General features: G+C 45.2%; 23 protein-coding genes and 1 other RNA gene. 7 read left to right on the top strand and 17 right to left on the bottom strand.

Annotated elements, in window-relative coordinates:
* Positions 1-28 precede the first annotated feature (28 nt).
* The 3 genes from mutY to ilvD all read right to left on the bottom strand — a co-directional run bounded on the left by mutY (position 29) and on the right by ilvD (position 4,329).
* Positions 29-1,087 (bottom strand): A/G-specific adenine glycosylase, encoded by a 1,059-nt coding sequence (gene mutY / locus QWZ13_RS16755; protein WP_290282786.1) that lies wholly within the window; start codon positions 1,085-1,087, stop codon positions 29-31.
* Entirely contained in the window at positions 1,059-2,399 is a 1,341-nt protein-coding gene (locus QWZ13_RS16750) for a hypothetical protein (protein ID WP_290282784.1), read from the bottom strand. The genes mutY and QWZ13_RS16750 overlap by 29 nt, the downstream gene beginning before the upstream one ends.
* Before the next feature lie 82 nt (positions 2,400-2,481).
* Positions 2,482-4,329, bottom strand: a complete 1,848-nt coding sequence (gene ilvD, locus QWZ13_RS16745; RefSeq protein ID WP_290282783.1) for a dihydroxy-acid dehydratase — start codon at positions 4,327-4,329, stop codon at positions 2,482-2,484.
* Between the two features lie 63 nt (positions 4,330-4,392).
* Between ilvD and QWZ13_RS16740 the strand changes: the two genes are divergently transcribed.
* Positions 4,393-4,527, top strand: coding sequence for a hypothetical protein (locus QWZ13_RS16740; RefSeq protein ID WP_290282781.1), 135 nt, complete (start codon positions 4,393-4,395; stop codon positions 4,525-4,527).
* Positions 4,514-4,669: a hypothetical protein gene (locus QWZ13_RS16735; protein ID WP_290282780.1), complete on the top strand. Its 156-nt coding sequence runs from the start codon at positions 4,514-4,516 to the stop codon at positions 4,667-4,669. The genes QWZ13_RS16740 and QWZ13_RS16735 overlap by 14 nt, the downstream gene beginning before the upstream one ends.
* Here the strand turns inward: QWZ13_RS16735 and QWZ13_RS16730 are convergent.
* The 4 genes from QWZ13_RS16730 to aroQ all read right to left on the bottom strand — a co-directional run bounded on the left by QWZ13_RS16730 (position 4,619) and on the right by aroQ (position 7,548).
* Positions 4,619-5,071: a divergent PAP2 family protein gene (locus QWZ13_RS16730; RefSeq protein WP_290283404.1), complete on the bottom strand. Its 453-nt coding sequence runs from the start codon at positions 5,069-5,071 to the stop codon at positions 4,619-4,621. The two genes, QWZ13_RS16735 and QWZ13_RS16730, sit on opposite strands and share 51 nt — an antisense overlap.
* Positions 5,072-5,244: 173 nt before the next feature.
* A complete protein-coding gene (accC, locus tag QWZ13_RS16725; protein ID WP_290282779.1) occupies positions 5,245-6,597 on the bottom strand; it encodes an acetyl-CoA carboxylase biotin carboxylase subunit in 1,353 nt (450 codons plus the stop codon).
* Between the two features lie 13 nt (positions 6,598-6,610).
* Positions 6,611-7,081, bottom strand: coding sequence for an acetyl-CoA carboxylase biotin carboxyl carrier protein (gene accB, locus QWZ13_RS16720; protein ID WP_290282778.1), 471 nt, complete (start codon positions 7,079-7,081; stop codon positions 6,611-6,613).
* A gap of 26 nt (positions 7,082-7,107) precedes the next feature.
* Entirely contained in the window at positions 7,108-7,548 is a 441-nt protein-coding gene (aroQ, locus tag QWZ13_RS16715) for a type II 3-dehydroquinate dehydratase (RefSeq protein ID WP_290282776.1), read from the bottom strand.
* A 27-nt stretch (positions 7,549-7,575) separates the two neighbouring features.
* Here aroQ and QWZ13_RS16710 point away from each other — a divergent pair, with 27 nt between their 5' ends.
* A complete protein-coding gene (locus QWZ13_RS16710; RefSeq protein WP_290282775.1) occupies positions 7,576-7,704 on the top strand; it encodes a hypothetical protein in 129 nt (42 codons plus the stop codon).
* 67 nt (positions 7,705-7,771) lie between these two features.
* Entirely contained in the window at positions 7,772-8,845 is a 1,074-nt protein-coding gene (locus QWZ13_RS16705) for a DUF2333 family protein (protein WP_290282774.1), read from the top strand.
* An 87-nt stretch (positions 8,846-8,932) separates the two neighbouring features.
* On the opposite strand, the gene ppa is transcribed toward QWZ13_RS16705, so the two are convergent.
* The 8 genes from ppa to QWZ13_RS16665 all read right to left on the bottom strand — a co-directional run bounded on the left by ppa (position 8,933) and on the right by QWZ13_RS16665 (position 15,965).
* A complete protein-coding gene (gene ppa, locus QWZ13_RS16700) occupies positions 8,933-9,460 on the bottom strand; it encodes an inorganic diphosphatase (protein ID WP_290282773.1) in 528 nt (175 codons plus the stop codon).
* Positions 9,461-9,532: 72 nt separating this feature from the next.
* Positions 9,533-10,816, bottom strand: a complete 1,284-nt coding sequence (gene aroA, locus QWZ13_RS16695; RefSeq protein WP_290282772.1) for a 3-phosphoshikimate 1-carboxyvinyltransferase — start codon at positions 10,814-10,816, stop codon at positions 9,533-9,535.
* 134 nt (positions 10,817-10,950) lie between these two features.
* Positions 10,951-11,460, bottom strand: a complete 510-nt coding sequence (locus QWZ13_RS16690; protein ID WP_290282771.1) for an Lcl C-terminal domain-containing protein — start codon at positions 11,458-11,460, stop codon at positions 10,951-10,953.
* A gap of 196 nt (positions 11,461-11,656) precedes the next feature.
* A complete protein-coding gene (locus tag QWZ13_RS16685; protein ID WP_290282770.1) occupies positions 11,657-12,544 on the bottom strand; it encodes a universal stress protein in 888 nt (295 codons plus the stop codon).
* 79 nt (positions 12,545-12,623) lie between these two features.
* A complete protein-coding gene (locus tag QWZ13_RS16680) occupies positions 12,624-13,193 on the bottom strand; it encodes a BON domain-containing protein (protein WP_290282769.1) in 570 nt (189 codons plus the stop codon).
* Entirely contained in the window at positions 13,190-13,813 is a 624-nt protein-coding gene (locus tag QWZ13_RS16675) for a D-sedoheptulose-7-phosphate isomerase (RefSeq protein WP_290282768.1), read from the bottom strand. Before QWZ13_RS16675 ends, QWZ13_RS16680 begins: the two co-directional genes overlap by 4 nt.
* Positions 13,780-14,142, bottom strand: coding sequence for a YraN family protein (locus tag QWZ13_RS16670; protein WP_290282766.1), 363 nt, complete (start codon positions 14,140-14,142; stop codon positions 13,780-13,782). Before QWZ13_RS16670 ends, QWZ13_RS16675 begins: the two co-directional genes overlap by 34 nt.
* Positions 14,139-15,965: a penicillin-binding protein activator gene (locus tag QWZ13_RS16665; protein WP_290282765.1), complete on the bottom strand. Its 1,827-nt coding sequence runs from the start codon at positions 15,963-15,965 to the stop codon at positions 14,139-14,141. Before QWZ13_RS16665 ends, QWZ13_RS16670 begins: the two co-directional genes overlap by 4 nt.
* Before the next feature lie 88 nt (positions 15,966-16,053).
* Here QWZ13_RS16665 and rsmI point away from each other — a divergent pair, with 88 nt between their 5' ends.
* Together rsmI and rnpB are read left to right on the top strand one after the other, a co-directional pair.
* Entirely contained in the window at positions 16,054-16,914 is an 861-nt protein-coding gene (gene rsmI, locus QWZ13_RS16660; RefSeq protein WP_290282764.1) for a 16S rRNA (cytidine(1402)-2'-O)-methyltransferase, read from the top strand.
* A gap of 37 nt (positions 16,915-16,951) precedes the next feature.
* An RNA gene (gene rnpB, locus QWZ13_RS16655) (RNase P RNA component class A) lies at positions 16,952-17,300 on the top strand.
* 64 nt (positions 17,301-17,364) lie between these two features.
* Here the strand turns inward: rnpB and QWZ13_RS16650 are convergent.
* Both QWZ13_RS16650 and QWZ13_RS16645 read right to left on the bottom strand, forming a co-directional pair.
* Positions 17,365-17,814, bottom strand: coding sequence for a TIGR00645 family protein (locus QWZ13_RS16650; RefSeq protein WP_290283403.1), 450 nt, complete (start codon positions 17,812-17,814; stop codon positions 17,365-17,367).
* On the bottom strand, positions 17,762-17,914 hold the full coding sequence (locus QWZ13_RS16645; RefSeq protein ID WP_290282763.1) for a hypothetical protein: 153 nt from the start codon (positions 17,912-17,914) through the stop codon (positions 17,762-17,764). The genes QWZ13_RS16650 and QWZ13_RS16645 overlap by 53 nt, the downstream gene beginning before the upstream one ends.
* A gap of 38 nt (positions 17,915-17,952) precedes the next feature.
* On the opposite strand from QWZ13_RS16645, the gene QWZ13_RS16640 reads away from it, so the two are divergent.
* Positions 17,953-18,150, top strand: coding sequence for a hypothetical protein (locus tag QWZ13_RS16640; protein ID WP_290282762.1), 198 nt, complete (start codon positions 17,953-17,955; stop codon positions 18,148-18,150).
* Positions 18,151-18,174 lie beyond the last annotated feature (24 nt).

Raw genomic sequence — 18,174 nt, 5'->3', positions numbered from 1 at the left:
TGAACCTCGAGTTTTATCAAATGTGAACTTACATCGATTGAGCAATTTTCTTCAGCAAAGTAACCGCAGGTGCGGGCATTCCGATGGCTTGTTCTTCATTAGGTAAGCTGGGCTGAAACCATATTGCTTTTTCATCATTTACATTGTTTGGCGGTTGGTTCAGTTTAACCTGTATTGGCCAAATATCTAAGTGATAGTGACTGAAAGTGTGTTTGAAATTTTTCCATTTTAAAGGTGCTTGAGCCTCGATTGATAGCAGATAACATTCGACATCTTCAAACGTTTCAAATTCAGGGAAACTAAACAGCCCACCCCATATGCCTGTTGGCGGGCGCTGTACCAGCTTAACTCGGCCATCGGGGAGTTGCAAAATAAGCATGTGTGTTGTTTTGGTTGGTTTTTCTTTTTTTGGCTTTGGTACCGGCAGGCAATGCGTTTGATCGCGTTCATAAGCTAAGCATTTTTTAGCGAGCGGGCAAGAGTCGCACTTAGGCTTTGTTCGCGTACATACCAGTGCCCCTAAATCCATCATCACCTGGTTGTAGTCGGCCGTTCGTTTGTTGGGTGTAAGGGCTTCACTGTATTGCCATAATTGTTTTTGCGATGCAGTGGTACCTGGCCATTCAGCAAGAGCAAAAAAGCGTGCGAGAACGCGCTTAACATTGCCATCTAGTATCGCGGCGGGTTGGTTAAACACTGAGCTCGCAATAGCTCCTGCGGTAGAGCGACCAATACCGGGTAGAGCTTCAAGTTGTTCGACTTGTTCAGGGAACTGGCCGTTAAACTGTTCTACAACCTGTTTGGCCGCCTTATGTAAATTACGTGCGCGAGCGTAGTAACCTAAGCCCGTCCATAAATGCAGTACATCATCTTGGTCGGCACTTGCTAGAGATTCAACCGTTGGGAAGCTAGACATGAAGCGCTCGAAATATGGGATAACTGTCGCAACTTGCGTTTGTTGCAACATAATTTCAGATACCCAAACACGATAGGCTGTTTTGCCTTGTTGCCATGGCAAATTTTTCCGGCCGTATTGGTCGTACCATTCGAGTACTTGTTTATTGAACCAGGAGGCGGTGCAATGCATTGATTGTTTCCATATCATTCGACAATAAATTTAAAGGCTTCTGCAACCGGTTGGTCACTGTAGGGCCTTCTATCACTTTTAACGTCGGCCATTGTAAAGTTAGGCGACCAAAACCATAACCCGCAGTATTTTGTTCATCTAGATATTCATTCCAATCCCCGTCTTTTAATTGCCATAGCTTACCTTCGGCGTTAAGGGAGAGTTCTTTTAATGTGATGTTATGAGATGACCGCTGACCTTCGCCATTGATGGTCGCTAATCTAAATTCTGGTTTTTCCCAAGAGATCAGTGGTTTATTGTCATTTATTTGTCCTGTCATCACAAAATTATAGCTTTGCCAATCGAGTGGGTCGGCCACCTGTTGAGGTTGCTCGGCTAATATGGAAACACTGAGTTGACCCGTGATGGTTTGTTCAGAAGCGCTGGCCTCGGTCGATTGCAATGCATAAGTTCGCGCAATATTTTGAGTGTCTCTAAAGGCCACTGCTGCATCTAAAAGTCTAAGGTTTACTTCGCCGTTTTGCCAGGAACCAAATTCTAAACCGCCTGAAAAATCGAACAGCTCAGGTAAATGTGTAAAACGATTTTGATTCCATTGGGAAGACCAAGAAGCAAATTCCAGAGTGAGGGAGTTGTCTGTACTGAGCTTAGCTTGTTTAACTTTTCCAACCCATTGAACCGAACCTTGTTGAAAAAACGTTTGGCTGGTTAAATTGTTTTTCCGAAAAATGACCGTGTCATCTTTAGCCAAAGATAGCATTGCTGAGTAATTAAAACCAACATCAAGTGAAGCGTTGCGAATGTGCCCGGATGTTTGCATTGAATAATCGCCTAAGGATCCATTCTTGACCATTTCAATATTGAGACCATGTACTTCAGTGTCATCGAATACGGCGGTGCTGTTTGCAATAGAAATTTTCTTGGCGTTCAGGTCAAGCAGGGCTCGTAAGACAGCGGCGTTGATCGATTCCGGATGTGTCTCAAAATAAGGCGTCTGTAGGCTAATGCTCTCGATCGTTGGGCGGCCTAACAGAATGGACACCAAGTTTAACTCAAGGGTAATTACTTCAGCCTCGAAATAGTGAGATTGAGAGAGTGTTAGCTCGAGGTTTTGCCATGTTAATTTAGAACCGAACCTATTTGTGGTGCTTGGGCTAGTCAGAGGCGTTTGCTCATGATCAATAAAAGTGAGCTGCTGCTTTAACCATTGAGCATGATCAAATCGCCATAGGTTAAATACGCTCATTAAACCGAGCAAGGCAATCGCAGAAGCGAGCGAGATTAGGAGTCGGCGAGAAGTGATAACAGACACAAAATAACCCTTAATAAAAAACGGGGCGAACCCCGTTTAGAATAAAAGCCAGATTATAACGATTTTCTAAGCTAAACGCTTGTTAGTCGTCAAGCATTTCAGCATTTCTGACCGCACCTTTATCGGCACTGGTGGCCAGCATGGCGTAAGCTTTTAATGCGCGTGAAACCACACGAGTGCGTTTTTCAACAGGTTTCCAAGCATCTTTGCCTTTTGCTTCCATAGCGGCACGGCGTTTGGTGAGTGTTTCTTCACTGACGGCCACATCTATTCGGCGGTTAGGAATATCAATTTCAATCGTGTCACCTTCTTCAATAAGGGCGATGTTACCGCCTGCAGCGGCTTCTGGTGAAACGTGACCAATCGATAATCCACTGGTGCCACCGGAAAAGCGCCCGTCGGTTAAAAGGGCGCACGCTTTGCCTAACCCTTTCGATTTAAGATAGCTGGTTGGGTAGAGCATTTCTTGCATGCCTGGGCCACCTTTAGGTCCTTCGTAACGAATAATAACAACATCACCTTCGTTTACTTTGTCCGCTAAAATAGCTTCCACGGAAGCGTCTTGGCTTTCAAAAATACGGGCTTTGCCGCTAAATTTTAGAATACTGTCATCGACACCCGCCGTTTTCACAACACACCCATCTTGAGCAATATTGCCGTACAAAACCGCTAAACCACCTTCCAAGCTAAAGGCATTCTCAATAGAACGAATGCAGCCATTTACGCGATCACCATCTAATGAAGGCCAGCGAGTGGCTTGACTAAATGCTACTTGGGTTGGGATACCCGCCGGGCCAGCCTTGTAAAACTCTGCAACATCGCTGTCGTTGTTTGACATGATGTCCCATTTCTCTAGAGCTTCTGCCATTGTGTTTGAGTGAACGGTTGGCAAATCGGCGTGTAACTTACCCGCACGATTCAACTCACCTAATATTCCAAAGATGCCGCCAGCGCGGTGAACATCTTCGACGTGGTATTTCGGTGTATTTGGTGCAACTTTGCAAAGTTGTGGCACTTCATGAGACATGCGATCTATGTCTTTTAAGTTGAAGTCTACTTCCGCTTCTTGTGCCGCCGCTAGCAAGTGCAAAATGGTGTTGGTAGAGCCGCCCATGGCAATATCAAGCGCCATGGCATTTTCAAACGCTTTAAAACTGGCAATTGAACGTGGTAGTACGCGTTCATTGTCGTTTTCGTAGTAGTCTTTAGTGATAGCAACAATGCGGTGGCCTGCTTCTTCAAATAAACGGCGTCTATCGGCATGGGTTGCCAACGTAGTGCCGTTACCTGGTAGAGACAAGCCAATCGCCTCGGTTAAGCAGTTCATCGAGTTAGCCGTGAACATGCCAGAGCAAGAACCACAAGTAGGGCAGGCACTGCGCTCGTATTCGGCTACTTTTTCATCGCTGGCTTCATCATCCGCGGCAATCACCATGGCATCGACCAAATCTAGCGCGTGTTCCGCTAATTTGGTTTTACCGGCTTCCATTGGGCCACCGGATACAAAGATCACTGGAATGTTTAAGCGTAAAGACGCCATCAACATGCCAGGAGTAATTTTATCGCAGTTAGATATACACACCATGGCATCCGCGCAATGTGCGTTTACCATGTACTCCACTGAATCAGCAATAATCTCACGAGAAGGTAAGCTGTAAAGCATACCGTCATGTCCCATTGCTATACCGTCATCGACTGCAATGGTGTTGAATTCTTTAGCAACGCCGCCAGCTTTTTCAATTTCACGTGCCACCAATTGGCCCATGTCTTTTAAATGAACATGGCCGGGTACAAATTGAGTGAAGCTGTTCACAACGGCAATGATCGGTTTTTGAAAATCGTCGTCTTTCATACCTGTGGCGCGCCACAAGGCACGTGCACCGGCCATATTTCGGCCTGAAGTCGTTGTTTTGGAGCGATACTGTGGCATGGTTTTATCCTGCTCTTTACTTGATGTACCTACATTCTAACCAAACTGTCAAAAACTGTTAGTGTGATTTATGCAATTTGGTGTTGCAGGGCGGCCAAAGCCGCACTTTTTGAGCTACAAGCTGCCAGTTTCAAGCCGCAAGCTAAGTTGGTAGCATTTCCAGCTTCAATGGCAAATATGGCATTTGTGGAAGACTAAGCAAAAGACATGGGCTTTGAACGTAGGTCTTCAAATATATTTGTCTTTTGAATTTACTTGCAGCTGGCCGCTAAAAACTTGCAGCTTTTTACTAAAAATAAACCTTAAAAACCCCATAAGCAACCGCGGCGCCGAAGGCTAGGCCGGCTAATACTTCGCTGACGCTGTGCCCGATACGTTCATGGAAGTGGCGGATCATGATCATGCCTTTGTCGGGGCGGTTCTCTTTGGCGAGTTCTGCGAGTTCTTTAAATTCTTGAACCAGGATATTCAATGCCGCGGCGTGTTTGCCGGCCGCGAGGCGCACACCCATGGCATCGTAGGCGACCACACCGGTGAGCGTGAGCGCAATGGCAAATAAACTGCTGTCGAAACCATCTTGCAAGCCAACGGCCATGGCCAGGGCGGCCACTGAAGCCGAGTGACTGCTGGGCATGCCGCCAGAAGCGAATATGACATCGGGTGCGATACTGCGTTTGGTGATACCTTGAACTAAGGCTTTAGCGAATTGTGCACTTAAGTTTCCAATTATGGCGGCCAGCAATGGGTAAGAGATGAAATCCATAAATAACAGCTACCTTTAAATTTGATGTCCTATAAGGGTAATGCATTTAAAGTAATTTTTCTTGTTCATAAAAAAGCGCGCCTAGGGCGCGCTTTTAATGCGATGTTTTCATGAACGAATTAAAATCATCAGTTCATGTCATCTTTATATACTCAGTTTTTCTTGCTGTCGCTGAGTTTGTGCTCTAAATAGTGAATGTTCACGCCACCTTTAGCGAACTCAACGTCTTCGACAAGGTCTTTGTGCAAGTTGACGTTAGTCTTAATACCATTCACAACCAATTCATCTAACGCAGAAGACATTCGCAGTAACGCTTCAGCTCTGGTCGGTGCAAAGGTAATCAGCTTGCCAATCATTGAATCGTAGAAAGGCGGTACAGTATAACCTGTATAAATATGCGAATCCCAGCGCACGCCTAGCCCACCCGGGGGATGGAACTGCGTAATTTTGCCAGGGCTTGGCATAAATGTATTTGGGTCTTCTGCATTAATACGGCACTCAAATGCGTGGCCTCGAATTACCACATCTTCTTGTTTGATCGAAAGAGGCATTCCAGAGGCAACTAACAATTGCTCCTTAATGATGTCTACGCCAGTTACCATTTCAGAAACAGGGTGCTCAACCTGAACACGAGTATTCATTTCAATGAAGTAATAACGACCGTCTTCGTACAAGAATTCAAAAGTACCAGCGCCACGGTAGTTAAGATCGATACAGGCTTTTACACAAGCATCAAAAACTTCTTGGCGAGCCGATTCATCGATACCAGGGGCCGGTGCTTCTTCAATGACCTTTTGGTGGCGACGTTGTAACGAGCAATCTCGATCACCTAAGTGAATGGCATTGCCTTGGCCGTCTGCAATGACTTGCACTTCTACATGGCGTGGGTTTGTTAAAAACTTCTCCATATAAACGGTGCCATCGCCAAAGGCTGCAGCGGCTTCTGTTTGTGTTACTTCAATTGAGGTAAGCAGGTCTTCCTCTTTATGAACAACGCGCATGCCGCGACCACCGCCGCCCGATGCCGCTTTGATAATGACCGGATAACCAATGCGTAGGGCAATTTCTTTACACCGTGCTGGGTCGCTTGGCACTGGGCCGTTTGAGCCTGGTACGGTTGGTACGCCTGCTTTAATCATGGCCTCAATAGCGGACACTTTATCACCCATTAAACGGATGAGATCGGCGGTTGGGCCAATGAATACAAAGCCAGATTTTTCCAATTGCTCTGCAAAATCAGCACGCTCAGCCATAAACCCATACCCTGGATGTACGGCATCGGCATCACTTATTTCAGCCGCAGCAATGATGGCCGGAATGTTGAGGTAGCTGTCTGTTGATGAAGCAGGACCGATACAAATAGCTTCGTCTGCAAGCTTTACGTGTTTTAATTCGCGGTCTGCCGTGGAATGCACAGCAACCGTTTTAATACCGAGTTCTTTGCACGCGCGTAGAATGCGCAATGCAATTTCGCCGCGGTTGGCAATTAATACTTTTTTCAGCATGAGAAGGCTCCCGTTAGCTGATGGTGATCAATGGTTGATCGAATTCTACTGGCTCGCCGTTTTCAACCAAAATTGCCGTTACGGTACCGCTTTTATCGGCTTCAATTTGGTTCATCATTTTCATCGCTTCAACAATACAAATAGTATCGCCAGCATTAACCTTTTGGCCCACTTCAACGAATGCAGGGCTAGTTGGAGATGGAGATGCGTAGAAGGTGCCTACCATAGGCGATTTAACGCTGTGTCCAGCAGGTTCTGCCGCTGCAGCCGGGGCTTCGGCAGGAGCCGCAGGTGCAGCTGGCGCTGGCGCAGCAGGAGCCGCGTATTGAGCCGGCGCTTGCGCATACATTGGCATAGGTTGGCTCGCGGCTAAACGCGAAGTTCGACTGATACGAATAGATTCTTCGCCTTCGGCGATCTCTATTTCATCGATATTAGACTCTTCTAATAGTTCAATAAGCTTTTTAACTTTACGAATATCCATGCTGTGTTACCCCTGCAAAATATCTATTATTTAATGAGTTGTTTGTGCGCTGCTTGCAACGCAAGTTCGTAGCTGTTTTTGCCAAAGCCTGCAATGACACCCACTGCAAGATCAGCTAAATAAGAATGTTGGCGAAACGATTCTCGTGCATGCACGTTGGATAAGTGCAGCTCTATAAACGGTTTCGCAACGCCGGCTAGGGCGTCTCTCAATGCAATACTGGTGTGCGTAAACGCACCCGGGTTTATTAAAATAAAGTCAGTGCCGTCGTTCATTGTCTCGTGAATGCGATCGATCAAAGCACCTTCATGGTTACTTTGAAACGTTTCTAACCCGTGCCCCAAGGCATGCGCTTGATCTTTCAACTCGGCACAGATGTCATCTAGTGTTTCAGAGCCATACACTTCGGGCTCCCGAGTGCCCAATAAATTTAAGTTTGGGCCGTTCAATAGCAGTATGTTTGCCATTATCTTTCCATTTATGTGAATCAGTAGATGTCGCGAAATGACTTCGAATTTCGGCTAAAGGTACACGATAGTGTGGATAAGTTGCACAAACAACTGGTAAGACGAATTTTAGTTGTGAAAAATGTTCATAAAACAAAAAATGCTTTGCTAATATGACTGTTGGGCTATTGGCATCTGCCTGTTGGGTGAGTACCCTTGAGCACTGATTAAAGGAGTTTAGATCATGCTAAAAGCACGAATTTTACGGAGTTGGAATGAATTGAAATTTCGATTCTCGAACAAAAGTGAACCGAGCTCAGGGGCAGGAAAGAAGAAAATCGGCCGCCTTTCAATTTTTCTTATCGTCGCACTCGCCGTTATCTGGTCATTTTTAGGTATTCTTTGGAGCCGAGAGCCCGCTGTATATAACATGGCGTCTTTGGCAAAACAGAATGCTTCTGAGCAAGGGCAGCAACTGGTCGTCGGTTACACCACCACTTATACTCTCAGTTACTTAGCTGATTTTATACTCACTAAACCAGGTGGGTATTTAGCGAATGACGTAACGCCGCCATCGATATTTTTAGACAATATGCCCAGTTGGGAGTTTGGTGTTGTTATTCAGTTGCGAGACCTGTCTCGATCATTACGTAAAGATATGAGTCGCTCTCAATCGCAATCGACCGAAGATGAGTTTTTAGCAAAAGCGGAACCGCTGTTGCACTTTGACCACGACAGCTGGATGCTGCCAGCCACTGAAGGCCAGTATCGTGAAGCGATTAAGTTGATCAATAAATACTTAGTGGGCTTGGCTGATGTCGACAAGGGCAATGCGCAGTTTTATGCTCGAGCTGACAATTTATCGAGCTGGTTAAGAGATGTTGAAACGAGGTTAGGCTCGTTATCGCAACGGTTAAGTGCTTCTGTTGGGCAGACTCGGTTCAATACCGATCTAGCAGGGCAATCAGCCATGTCTGAACAATCAACGCCTACGGGCCAGCAACAGCAAGTTAAAACACCTAGATTACTCGTTGATAATGTTTTTTATGAAGCACGGGGAACATCTTGGGCTCTGATTCATATACTGCAGGCAATAGAAGTCGATTTTGAGTCGGTCCTAGAAGATAAGAATGCCTTGGTCAGCTTGCAGCAAATTATTCGAGAGTTGGAAGGCACTCAGTCTAATATTTGGTCCCCCATAATTCTGAATGGAGACGGTTTGGGCATATTAGCTAACCATTCTCTTGTCATGGCAAATTATATCTCGCGTGCAAATGCGGCCATTATTGATTTACGAGAGTTACTAGAGAAAGGTTAGTGAAACGTTGAGCTGCATCGCTTTTGTGGCAAGAAACGACTAAACATAGGAAAGTAAAGGCACTCAGATGGAGTGCCTTTTTTTAGATTATTTTTTAGCGGCTTCAAATGATTCCACAATAATCTGCTTGGCGCGTGCGGCATCTGCCCAGCCATCTACTTTTACCCACTTGCCTGTTTCTAAATCTTTGTAGTTTTCAAAGAAGTGTTTGATTTGGTTCAGAAGTAATTCTGGTAAATCGGTAGCTTCTTGAACATCACTGTAAATTTTAGTGAGTTTGTCATGCGGAACAGCAATAACCTTTGCATCGCTTCCTGCTTCATCGGTCATCTCTAACACGCCAACAGGGCGGCATCGAATAACAGAACCCGGAGCGACTGGATACGGAGTCACTACTAATACATCGACAGCGTCGCCATCATCCGCTAACGTTTCAGGGATATAGCCGTAGTTAGCAGGGTAAAACATAGGCGTCGCCATGAAGCGGTCAACCATAAGCGCGTCGTACTCTTTCTCGATCTCATATTTGATCGGGTCGTGATTGGCCGGGATCTCAATGACAACGAAAACATCATTAGGGACGTCTTTACCCGCAGGTACTTGTGAATAGCTCATAGTTCTCTCTCTTGGTATCGAATTTTTGACAATGCCGCGCATTATATAAGCAAATGCGCAGCTTTCTAGCGATTATTTTGTGATTTTTGCAAATCGTTCGAAGTAATCGGGGAATGTTTTTGCTGTGCAGCCTGGATCATTGATTACAATACCATCACTTCCAAATGAGGCTAACGAGAAGCACATGGCAATTCGGTGGTCATTGTAGGTGTCTATCGCCGCACTACCAATGGTTTCTGGCGGAGTTACAGAAATATAATCTTCGCCTTCATCAACCGTCGCTCCCAATTTCCGCAGTTCAGTTGCCATGGCTGCAATACGATCCGTTTCCTTGACCCGCCAATTATAAATATTGCGAATAGTCGTTGTTCCCTGTGCAAATAAGGCTGTAGTCGCAATTGTCATGGCGGCATCTGGGATATGATTTAAGTCGAGGTCGATCGCTTTGAGCGGTTTGTCATTTGATACTTCGATCCAATTCCCCGACCAGTTAACGGTGGCTCCCATCTGTTCAAGTACTTCTGCGAATTTCGCATCGCCTTGTACAGAATCAAGGCCGGTACCCTGTACTTTCACTGGACCGCCTCCTATGGCGCCAGCGGCTAAAAAGTAACTGGCGCTTGAAGCATCGCCTTCTACGCTGATGTTACCTGGAGACTGGTATTGTTGGCCTTTTTTTATATTGAAGGACTGGTATTGGTCATTCTCAATTAGAACGCCGAATCGTTTCATCACATCAAGAGTTATGTCTATGTAGGGCTTTGAGACCAGCTCGCCTTCAACATTTATTGTAAAATCTTGATTTAATAGGGGAGCAACCATCAGCAACGCGGTCAAAAATTGACTCGAAATACTACCATCTATGCTTACATCGGTACCTGTTAGCGGTTGTGAGGTGATTTTTAGGGGAGGGTAGCCTTCATCTTTTAAGTAATCCACTTTGATACCTAAAGGCGCCATCGCTGTGATTAGGTCGCCAATTGGGCGTTCGAACATGCGGTCTTCGCCGGTTAAGGTGAATTCCCCAGAGCCAATGCAAAGTGCCGCGGCCAGCGGTCGCATTGCGGTCCCTGCATTCCCTAAATACAGCGTCTCTTTTTGCCCTTGTGCCAGCACGCCTCCTAAGCCTTCAACTTTACACTCGGTCTTGCAATCGCTGAGTTGATAGCTGACACCCAATTGCTTCAGCGCCGTTAGCATGTGCTTAATATCATCAGAATCGAGCAAGTTGCTGATGTAGGTTGTGCCAGAGCACAATGCTGATAATAATAAAATTCGATTCGATAAACTTTTTGAACCTGGGATGGTAATGTCGCCTTCAGCGCGACTGAGTTTTTTTAGCGCAAGCTGTTCCATAGTGTCCTAACAACGATTAGTAGTTGACTGAATGTGGCTATTGTACGCCAGAACGCCCTAAATCGCAGTCGTAAAACGCAATGAAAGGCTGTTTTCGAAATTATTCACCAAGCAAAGGTTCACAACTCTAATGCTTATTTTACATTGCGTACTAAGCGGACCGCGCTTTGGTTATGTTTATAGGAGTAGTAATAAATATCTCCATAGTAAAAAAATAATCGCCACGCAGGGCCTGGGCCGTATATGTCGGGAGTATTTGACCAATAAAATAACGACGGTGTATTTGGAAACACTGTTAGATTAATGGCTGGGTCATAACAAGCTCTTTCTATGAGAGTCTCAATTTCTGTAATGTCGGGCAAGCGCCAATCGTTGTGGCCAGCCAAATTGCTCGCTGTGGCGGCTTCAGTTCCAAAGCTCCAATCAACCTCACTGGCCTCACCAATACAGAGATCCTCCTTATGTGTCTGACCTAAACTGCAGCGAGACCACATTAACCCCGTTCGCAAATGGGTGACTGTTCCATCGGAATGTATTTGGAAATCATCGTTTGGGCTGGAGGCTGGGAGTTTATTTGGACAAGTTTGAGCATAGCTAAGAGAACTGGACAGCAGGAAAATAAACAAAGAGAGAGTATGTTTCATGATATTTACCTTATTGGTATTTAATTGGTATTGTTTTGGTTGAATATCACACAGTTATCATCCGATTAAAAGCAATAAGGTTCGTCAATTCGAGGATTTGTGAAAAAACTCGAAAAATAGGGGAGTGTTTATAAATTGGTGTTTATAGATGTAACCAATAATCGACAGGTTGGCCGATTATTGGTTAAGTAACAGGCTATTTTGCAATAAGGATATCGACGGTAATTCTATCTAAGACTTTTTCGGCCGTGTGGCCTAGTAGCCAACGCTCTATACCACTGCGTGAAGCAGCGCCCATAATTACCATGTCGGTATTGTTCTCATATAAGAAATCGGGAATAACTTGCACAGGGGAACCCATTTGTAAATGGGCGAACGCTTTATCGATATTTTTACCCTCGGCTAATTCTTCAAGGGCTTTTGCATGTTGTATGCGTATTTCTTCACCGACTTCTGTTGAATTGATTGCTGGTTGATCTAAATAAATCATCAATGGTGTTGGGTCGTATACGTGCAAAAGATGCAAATTTGCGTTCGTTAAATCGCGCATTGCCGTACCACATTGAATAATGTGATCATCGAGAAAATCGGGTTTATCATTCGTTCTTACAGGGTCTACTGCCGCTGTGATCTTCATTGGGGTTTGCCATTTTGTGCCCTTAGTGAGTAATAGCGGCACAGGGCAGTTTCGAATTAACTCCCAATCGGTTTGGCTAAAAAAAGTTCGTTGAATGACGTTTTGATGATGCGTGGCTTTTACGACTAAATCGGCAGGGTTGCCTTCAAGATAGGTCATCAGAGCTTCACCGGAATGTTTATCCCAGACGGCTTCTGTGGTGACATCTATGTCGTATTTTCTCGCGATATCTCGTAAGGGGTCGAGGCTGTCTTTCAGCCGGGTCAAAAATGCATCGCGAGCGTTTTCAGAATGGGGGTGGCTGGTGGTGAGTGATCCGCTGTAATCGCAAGCAAATAATGTTAAAGATGATCCAGACAGCCGCGCTAAATTTGCAGCCTTGTCTACGGCGTTCGCGCAATCCTCAGATTCATCGTACAACATAATAATATGTTTATGGTTGACCATAATCACTTCTCCTACTTGGGGTGAGTGTTGGTTTACCTTTTTATACTATCCTTGAATTTAGATGCTGAGCTGATATATATCAAGGAATGATCTGAAAAACCATGACCACCTTTTGGACACCATTGACTTCGGTTGCAATTTTAACAGCCTGCTTTGCCGTACCTTCCGTTACGCGTCCCATTAAATAAACCACGCCTTTTTCGACGATGATATCGACTTTTGAAGAAGGGAAGTGGTCGGTTGTAAACATTCTTGATTTCGTTTTTAAGGCGAGCCAATTGTCATTTGTTCTCAGCCCTGTTTTGATATTAGACTCAGCCGTGAGGTGATTGTGAATAGCTTTTACTTGTTTATCTGCGCGTAATAGTTGCGTCGCTTTTTGAATCATGTCACCACTTGGAACTTGACCAACTAATAAAACAATACCGGCATTGACATGAACATTTACGTGCGCATCTTCAAAGCGAGGATCTAGTTTTTCTAAGTTGACGGTTAAGCGAGTGCGCATTGTTTTGTCATCGATCACCTCGCCCATGGTTCGACCTTCCAAATCGGCTTCAATTGGGCCATTAGCAACACTTCGGCTAATTGTGGTGCAGCTTGTAAAAATACTCACTAGTAAAAACGCGGCCAAGAGTCGGTAGATCATAATTCGTATCCAAAAATTTGATTCTCAATTAATTCGACGAGCATGTTTAACAATAAATGATGAGTCAGTTGGATGCAGCCCAGTCGATCACTTTCTACTCGTAACTCTATATCATTTTCATCAAGGAGTGTAGCGACGTCACCACCACTGCCTCCAGTGAGCGCAATCACGGTGATGCCTTGATCGTGTGCTGCTTGAATGGCTTTTATCACAGCGGGTGATTTTCCCGAAGAACTGATGGCGACAAAAATGTCAGGACTGTGGCACAAGGAGCGAATTTGTTGCGCGTAAATTTCACCAGGCCCAAATTCATGAGCTATGGCACTTGTGACTATTCCATCGGTCGATAATGATAAGGCTGGCAGCCCGGGGCGATCTCTTTCAAACTGGCTTTGCAACTTCGACACAAAGTTACTGCCCGTTGAAGCCGATGTGCCCATGCCGGCCACAACCAGCTTGCCATCGTTAATCAAGCATTCGGTAGCCATTTCACTGGCCTGAATTAAGATGTCAGACAAAGATTCTGCTGCCATCTGAAAGGTTTCTAAAGACAAGCCTATTTGTTCAACAATGATGTCATTTGGTGTCATACAGTTGCCAAAAAGGCCCCTTTTATCCATTCTATTTCATGATGTGAATTCATGCCGATAACGTCAAAGCGCATGATGTGGTTTTCCCACTGCCGATTACTTTGTAAAAATAATGCAGCAGCTTTAATAACTTTTCTCTGTTTGGCGCGTGTCACGGTTTCAGCGGCCCGTCCAAAACGCTCGTCTTTTCGAAATCGAACTTCAACAAAGACAAGTTCCTTGCCATCTAAACATATTAGATCAATTTCTCCAGCTTTAAAGCGCACGTTTTTATCTACGAGAATGAGACCATGTTCTTCTAGGTGCGCCAGTGCAATGTCTTCACTGGCGCTTCCTGTTTGTAAGTGGCCAGATGTCATTGATCGTTCGAGGCTAAGTCGGTATTTTTAACGCGCGTTGCAATACCGTTATCAATGATCGCCCAGTCTAAAGTGCGTTGTATCCGACCTAACTCAGACATGCCTAAGGTACCTGTACTGCCGTTGATTCGAACGTCTTGGAAAACAGCCATTTGTGGCAGCCTATTGTAGATTTTGTAGGCATCCAGACCCAATGCAACGAGCGAAGAATGGTTGGCTAAACTTTGCGGGAACGCTTGGTTAACTTGTGTTTTTAAATAATTTGTTTCTAATCGCCAAGGGGTTTCAACAAACCTCACGCCTTCAATGTCTTTATCGCGCGCTTTGTCTTTTACACCGGAGTAAATAGAAGAGGTCGCAACAATGGGTAGATCTGATGCTCTTTGATAATTGAGTATTGGTTTAAGTTGCCGTGCCTGTGCGGGAAAAGCCAACATAAACACAGCATCAATGTCTTGACGACGGCGTGTCTCAAAAACCAATGGCGAATCAATTAAGCGCTGCAGTTGAGTGTGGCGCGTTTCACTGGTATTCACGTTCAAAGCCGACTTAATAGACGATAAATACAAATCGGGACGAGCGGCGTTAAACAACGATTTATTAGCAATAACCCCGCCTTTGTTTTGCCAAGTGCTTATAAAGGCGTCGCTCACTCGTTTACCCCAATCGCTATTTGGGGCTAAAACTAATACATGGCGTACGCCTTCTTGCCAAATATCATGCGCTATTTGAATGGCTTCATCTTCAGGGGCTAAGCCAAATTGATAAAAGTTTTCGCGCGCTTGAACTTGTTTGTCGGCATAATTTAATGCCAATACAGGAATGGGGAGCTCTTCGGCCATACTCAGTTGTTGAACGCGAGATTTAGCAAGAGGTCCAATCACGGTTTGCACACCGCTGGTTATGGCTTGCTTATAAAGATTCACAATATTATCGGTCGATGAGGTGTCAAAAAAGCTCAACTCAGGAACTTCTTGGCCTCTTAATTTAGCTTGGTACCACGCTGTAATAATACCATCGCGTATCGCGCTCCCCGCTTTTGCGAGTGGCCCTGTTAACGGCAATAAAACACCCACATGAGTTGGCTGCGAGTTGGCTATTTCTTTTAATATTTGCAGGCTCGCCGGGAGTGATTTAGCGGCTGGGTGGCTGCGATATTGCTTTTGCCAGCTTTCAATGCCCGCCAGCATTTTGTAAAGGTCATCGCCTTGAGTATGGCCAATTAGGGCTAACGCTAACCAGCCATTTAAATCAGGGCTAGACTCAAGTTTTACTAATGTTTGAATTTGCTCGACGGGAACAAGCTGTAGGTTAAACCATATTTGGTCTTGATTGCGTTCCGCTACTTCATCATCTAGCAGGGGTGCTAGAAATATCCGCTCGCGAGCGGCCGCCAGCGGTTTGCCAGCATACTCATTGGCTAATGCGCGATTTAGGCCAATTTTGATTTGGTCATCTAAGGGCAAACCATCGAATAGATAAGCGTACTCACCGCTAAGCCACTCTAATGCAACTTGGCCATCGCCATTTATCAGAGCGATGTTGGCGTTATAACGTACAAAGCGCGTTTGCTGGTCGGTATTCATAACTTCTATGTTTAGACCATCGAGCAAAAGGGCGGCTTCTTCTATTTGCTCTAATTCGATTAGGGCATCGACAGCCGATAGCTGTTGATCTATTCTCGCGTAATTTCCGGTTAGCTCAGATTGAGCGGAATCGGACTCGCTGGGTGATACCGCCTGCTGAGTTGCACAACCTGCCAATAGGGTAATGGTGGCAAGCGAAATAATTTGAAGTGTCAGTGACCAAGAGTGATTGCGCATGATGGTTTTATCGTTTCTACAAGTTTTGCGCCATTTTACTCAAGGTTTGGTCTAAAAGTCATGATTCATTGATAAAAGCAGTCCTGATATGAAAGAAAAACAGGTTAAACCGGGTGAGATTTACATAGTATCGACACCCATAGGGCATTTAGATGACATTACGCTTCGCGCGCGTGAGGTGTTGTGCCAGGTCGATCTCATTTGCGCTGAAGATACGCGCCACAGTGGTCGGCTATTAGAAGCCTTAGATTCGAAAGTCCCTATGATGGCGCTGCATGAACATAACGAATCGCAGAAAGCCAATGTGATCATCGAAAAGTTAGCGCTTGGGCAATCATTAGCATTGATCAGCGATGCCGGTACACCGCTGATTTCTGACCCGGGTTTTGTGTTGGTTAACGCTGTTATTGCGGCCGGCTATAAGGTAGTCCCTGTGCCAGGCGTATCCGCTGTTGTAACGGCGCTGTCAGTTGCGGGCTTGCCCACCGATCGTTGGTTGTTTGAAGGGTTTCTGCCGAGTAAAGCAGGTGCTCGTGTTAAGCGATTAAAAGCGCTAGCCAATCAGCCATGCAGTGTTGTTTTTTATGAAAGCAGCCATCGAATTGAAAAGTCATTAGCCGATATGTCGATGGTGTTCGGCGCCTATCGGCCCATTGCTGTGGCTCGAGAGCTGACGAAAACGTTTGAAACCGTTCTGCGTGGAACAGTAGCAGAGGTCCTTGAGCAGGTCAGTTCAGATGCTAACCAGCAAAAGGGGGAGTTTGTTGTCGTTGTCGGCGGAAAAGTTGAGCATGCCGAGCAGACTATCAGCGATCCAACCATTCTCGCCCTAGCAAGAGAGTTGAGTGAAGCCTTGCCACCCAAAAAAGCCGCGGCTATTTTGGCAAAGGTCTTCGAAGGCCATAAACGTGACTATTATAACTTAATCTTGAGTTTTAATAGCGATTAAGCTTGCTATTACGCTGAAAGTCGGTATTTTGCAGCGCTGAGTCAGCCAGACAGTCGCCGCTTGTGTAAGCAAGGGGAGGAAAGTCCGGGCTCCACAGGGTAAGGTGCCAGATAACGTCTGGGCGGCGTAAGCCGACGGCCAGTGCAGCAGAGAGGAGACCGCCTGCGAATTTATTTGCAGGTAAGGGTGAAAGGGTGCGGTAAGAGCGCACCGCGATTCTGGTAACAGAATTGGCAAGGTAAACCCCACCTGGAGCAAGATCAAATAGGGTTCCAATAGGCGCGACCCGCGCTGGAACCGGGTAGATTGCTTGACCGTAAGAGCGATTTTACGGCTAGATGAATGACTGTCCAAGACAGAACCCGGCTTATCGGCTGGCTCACTATATGCCCACTCACTTACATCTAAGTGAGTGGGCACCTTCTTACTGCTAAATATTCCGCGCTACTTTTAATGCGAGTTCTTCGTAATTTTGTCTAAATAGCCCATTGCAAATGCCGACGCCACAAAGGTTAAATGAATTAATACATACCATTTAATTAAAGCAGGGTCTTTCTCTTTTAAATCCATAAAAACTTTAAGCAAATGAATAGAAGAGATGGCAACAATGGAGGCGGCTACCTTATTTTTGAGGCTATTCGCATCTAGTTGCCCTAGCCAGCTTAGTTTTTCATCATTTTCATCAATATCGAGCTTGGATACAAAGTTTTCGTAGCCAGAAAACATGACCATGACAATTAAACCGCCCACTAATGCGATATCGACGAGAGATAAGACGATTAAGATGAGATCGACTTCGGAGAGTGAAAATAACTTAGGGAATAGGTGAAAAACTTCTTCAAAAAATTTAATGCCTAAGGCTAGTAATACTAAGCTCAGACCAAGATAAATAGGGGCCATTATCCACCGTGAGGCGTACATTAACCGTTCGAAAATTTGCTCCATTATTCTGCCTTGAAAGTAAAATGACTATTGTTGCCAATGAAATGTCGCGCTGCAACCGTTTATACGTACTGGGTACAATCGTAAGGCCCCTAGGTGGGCGATGTATATCATGGCTCGTATGTGAGAGTTTGCAGTACTAAGAATAAATGGTTAATATGCCGAAAGTCTCGATTTTCCCTAGTAAAGCCGTGTCATAGGCTGCTAGAAACCTCTGTTCACTTTCAATACTTCCTGGTTATTAATATCTATTTTTTAGACCAAAAAATTCTAGAACTTAAAGTATTACATTAACTATCCGATGTAACTACGCACTCT

It is taken from the genome of Reinekea marina (genome assembly GCF_030409715.1).
Classification (GTDB): Bacteria; Pseudomonadota; Gammaproteobacteria; order Pseudomonadales; family Natronospirillaceae; genus Reinekea; species Reinekea marina.
The sequence above is the reverse complement of the archived record's forward strand: the minus strand, read 5'-3'. Positions and strand labels throughout refer to the sequence as shown.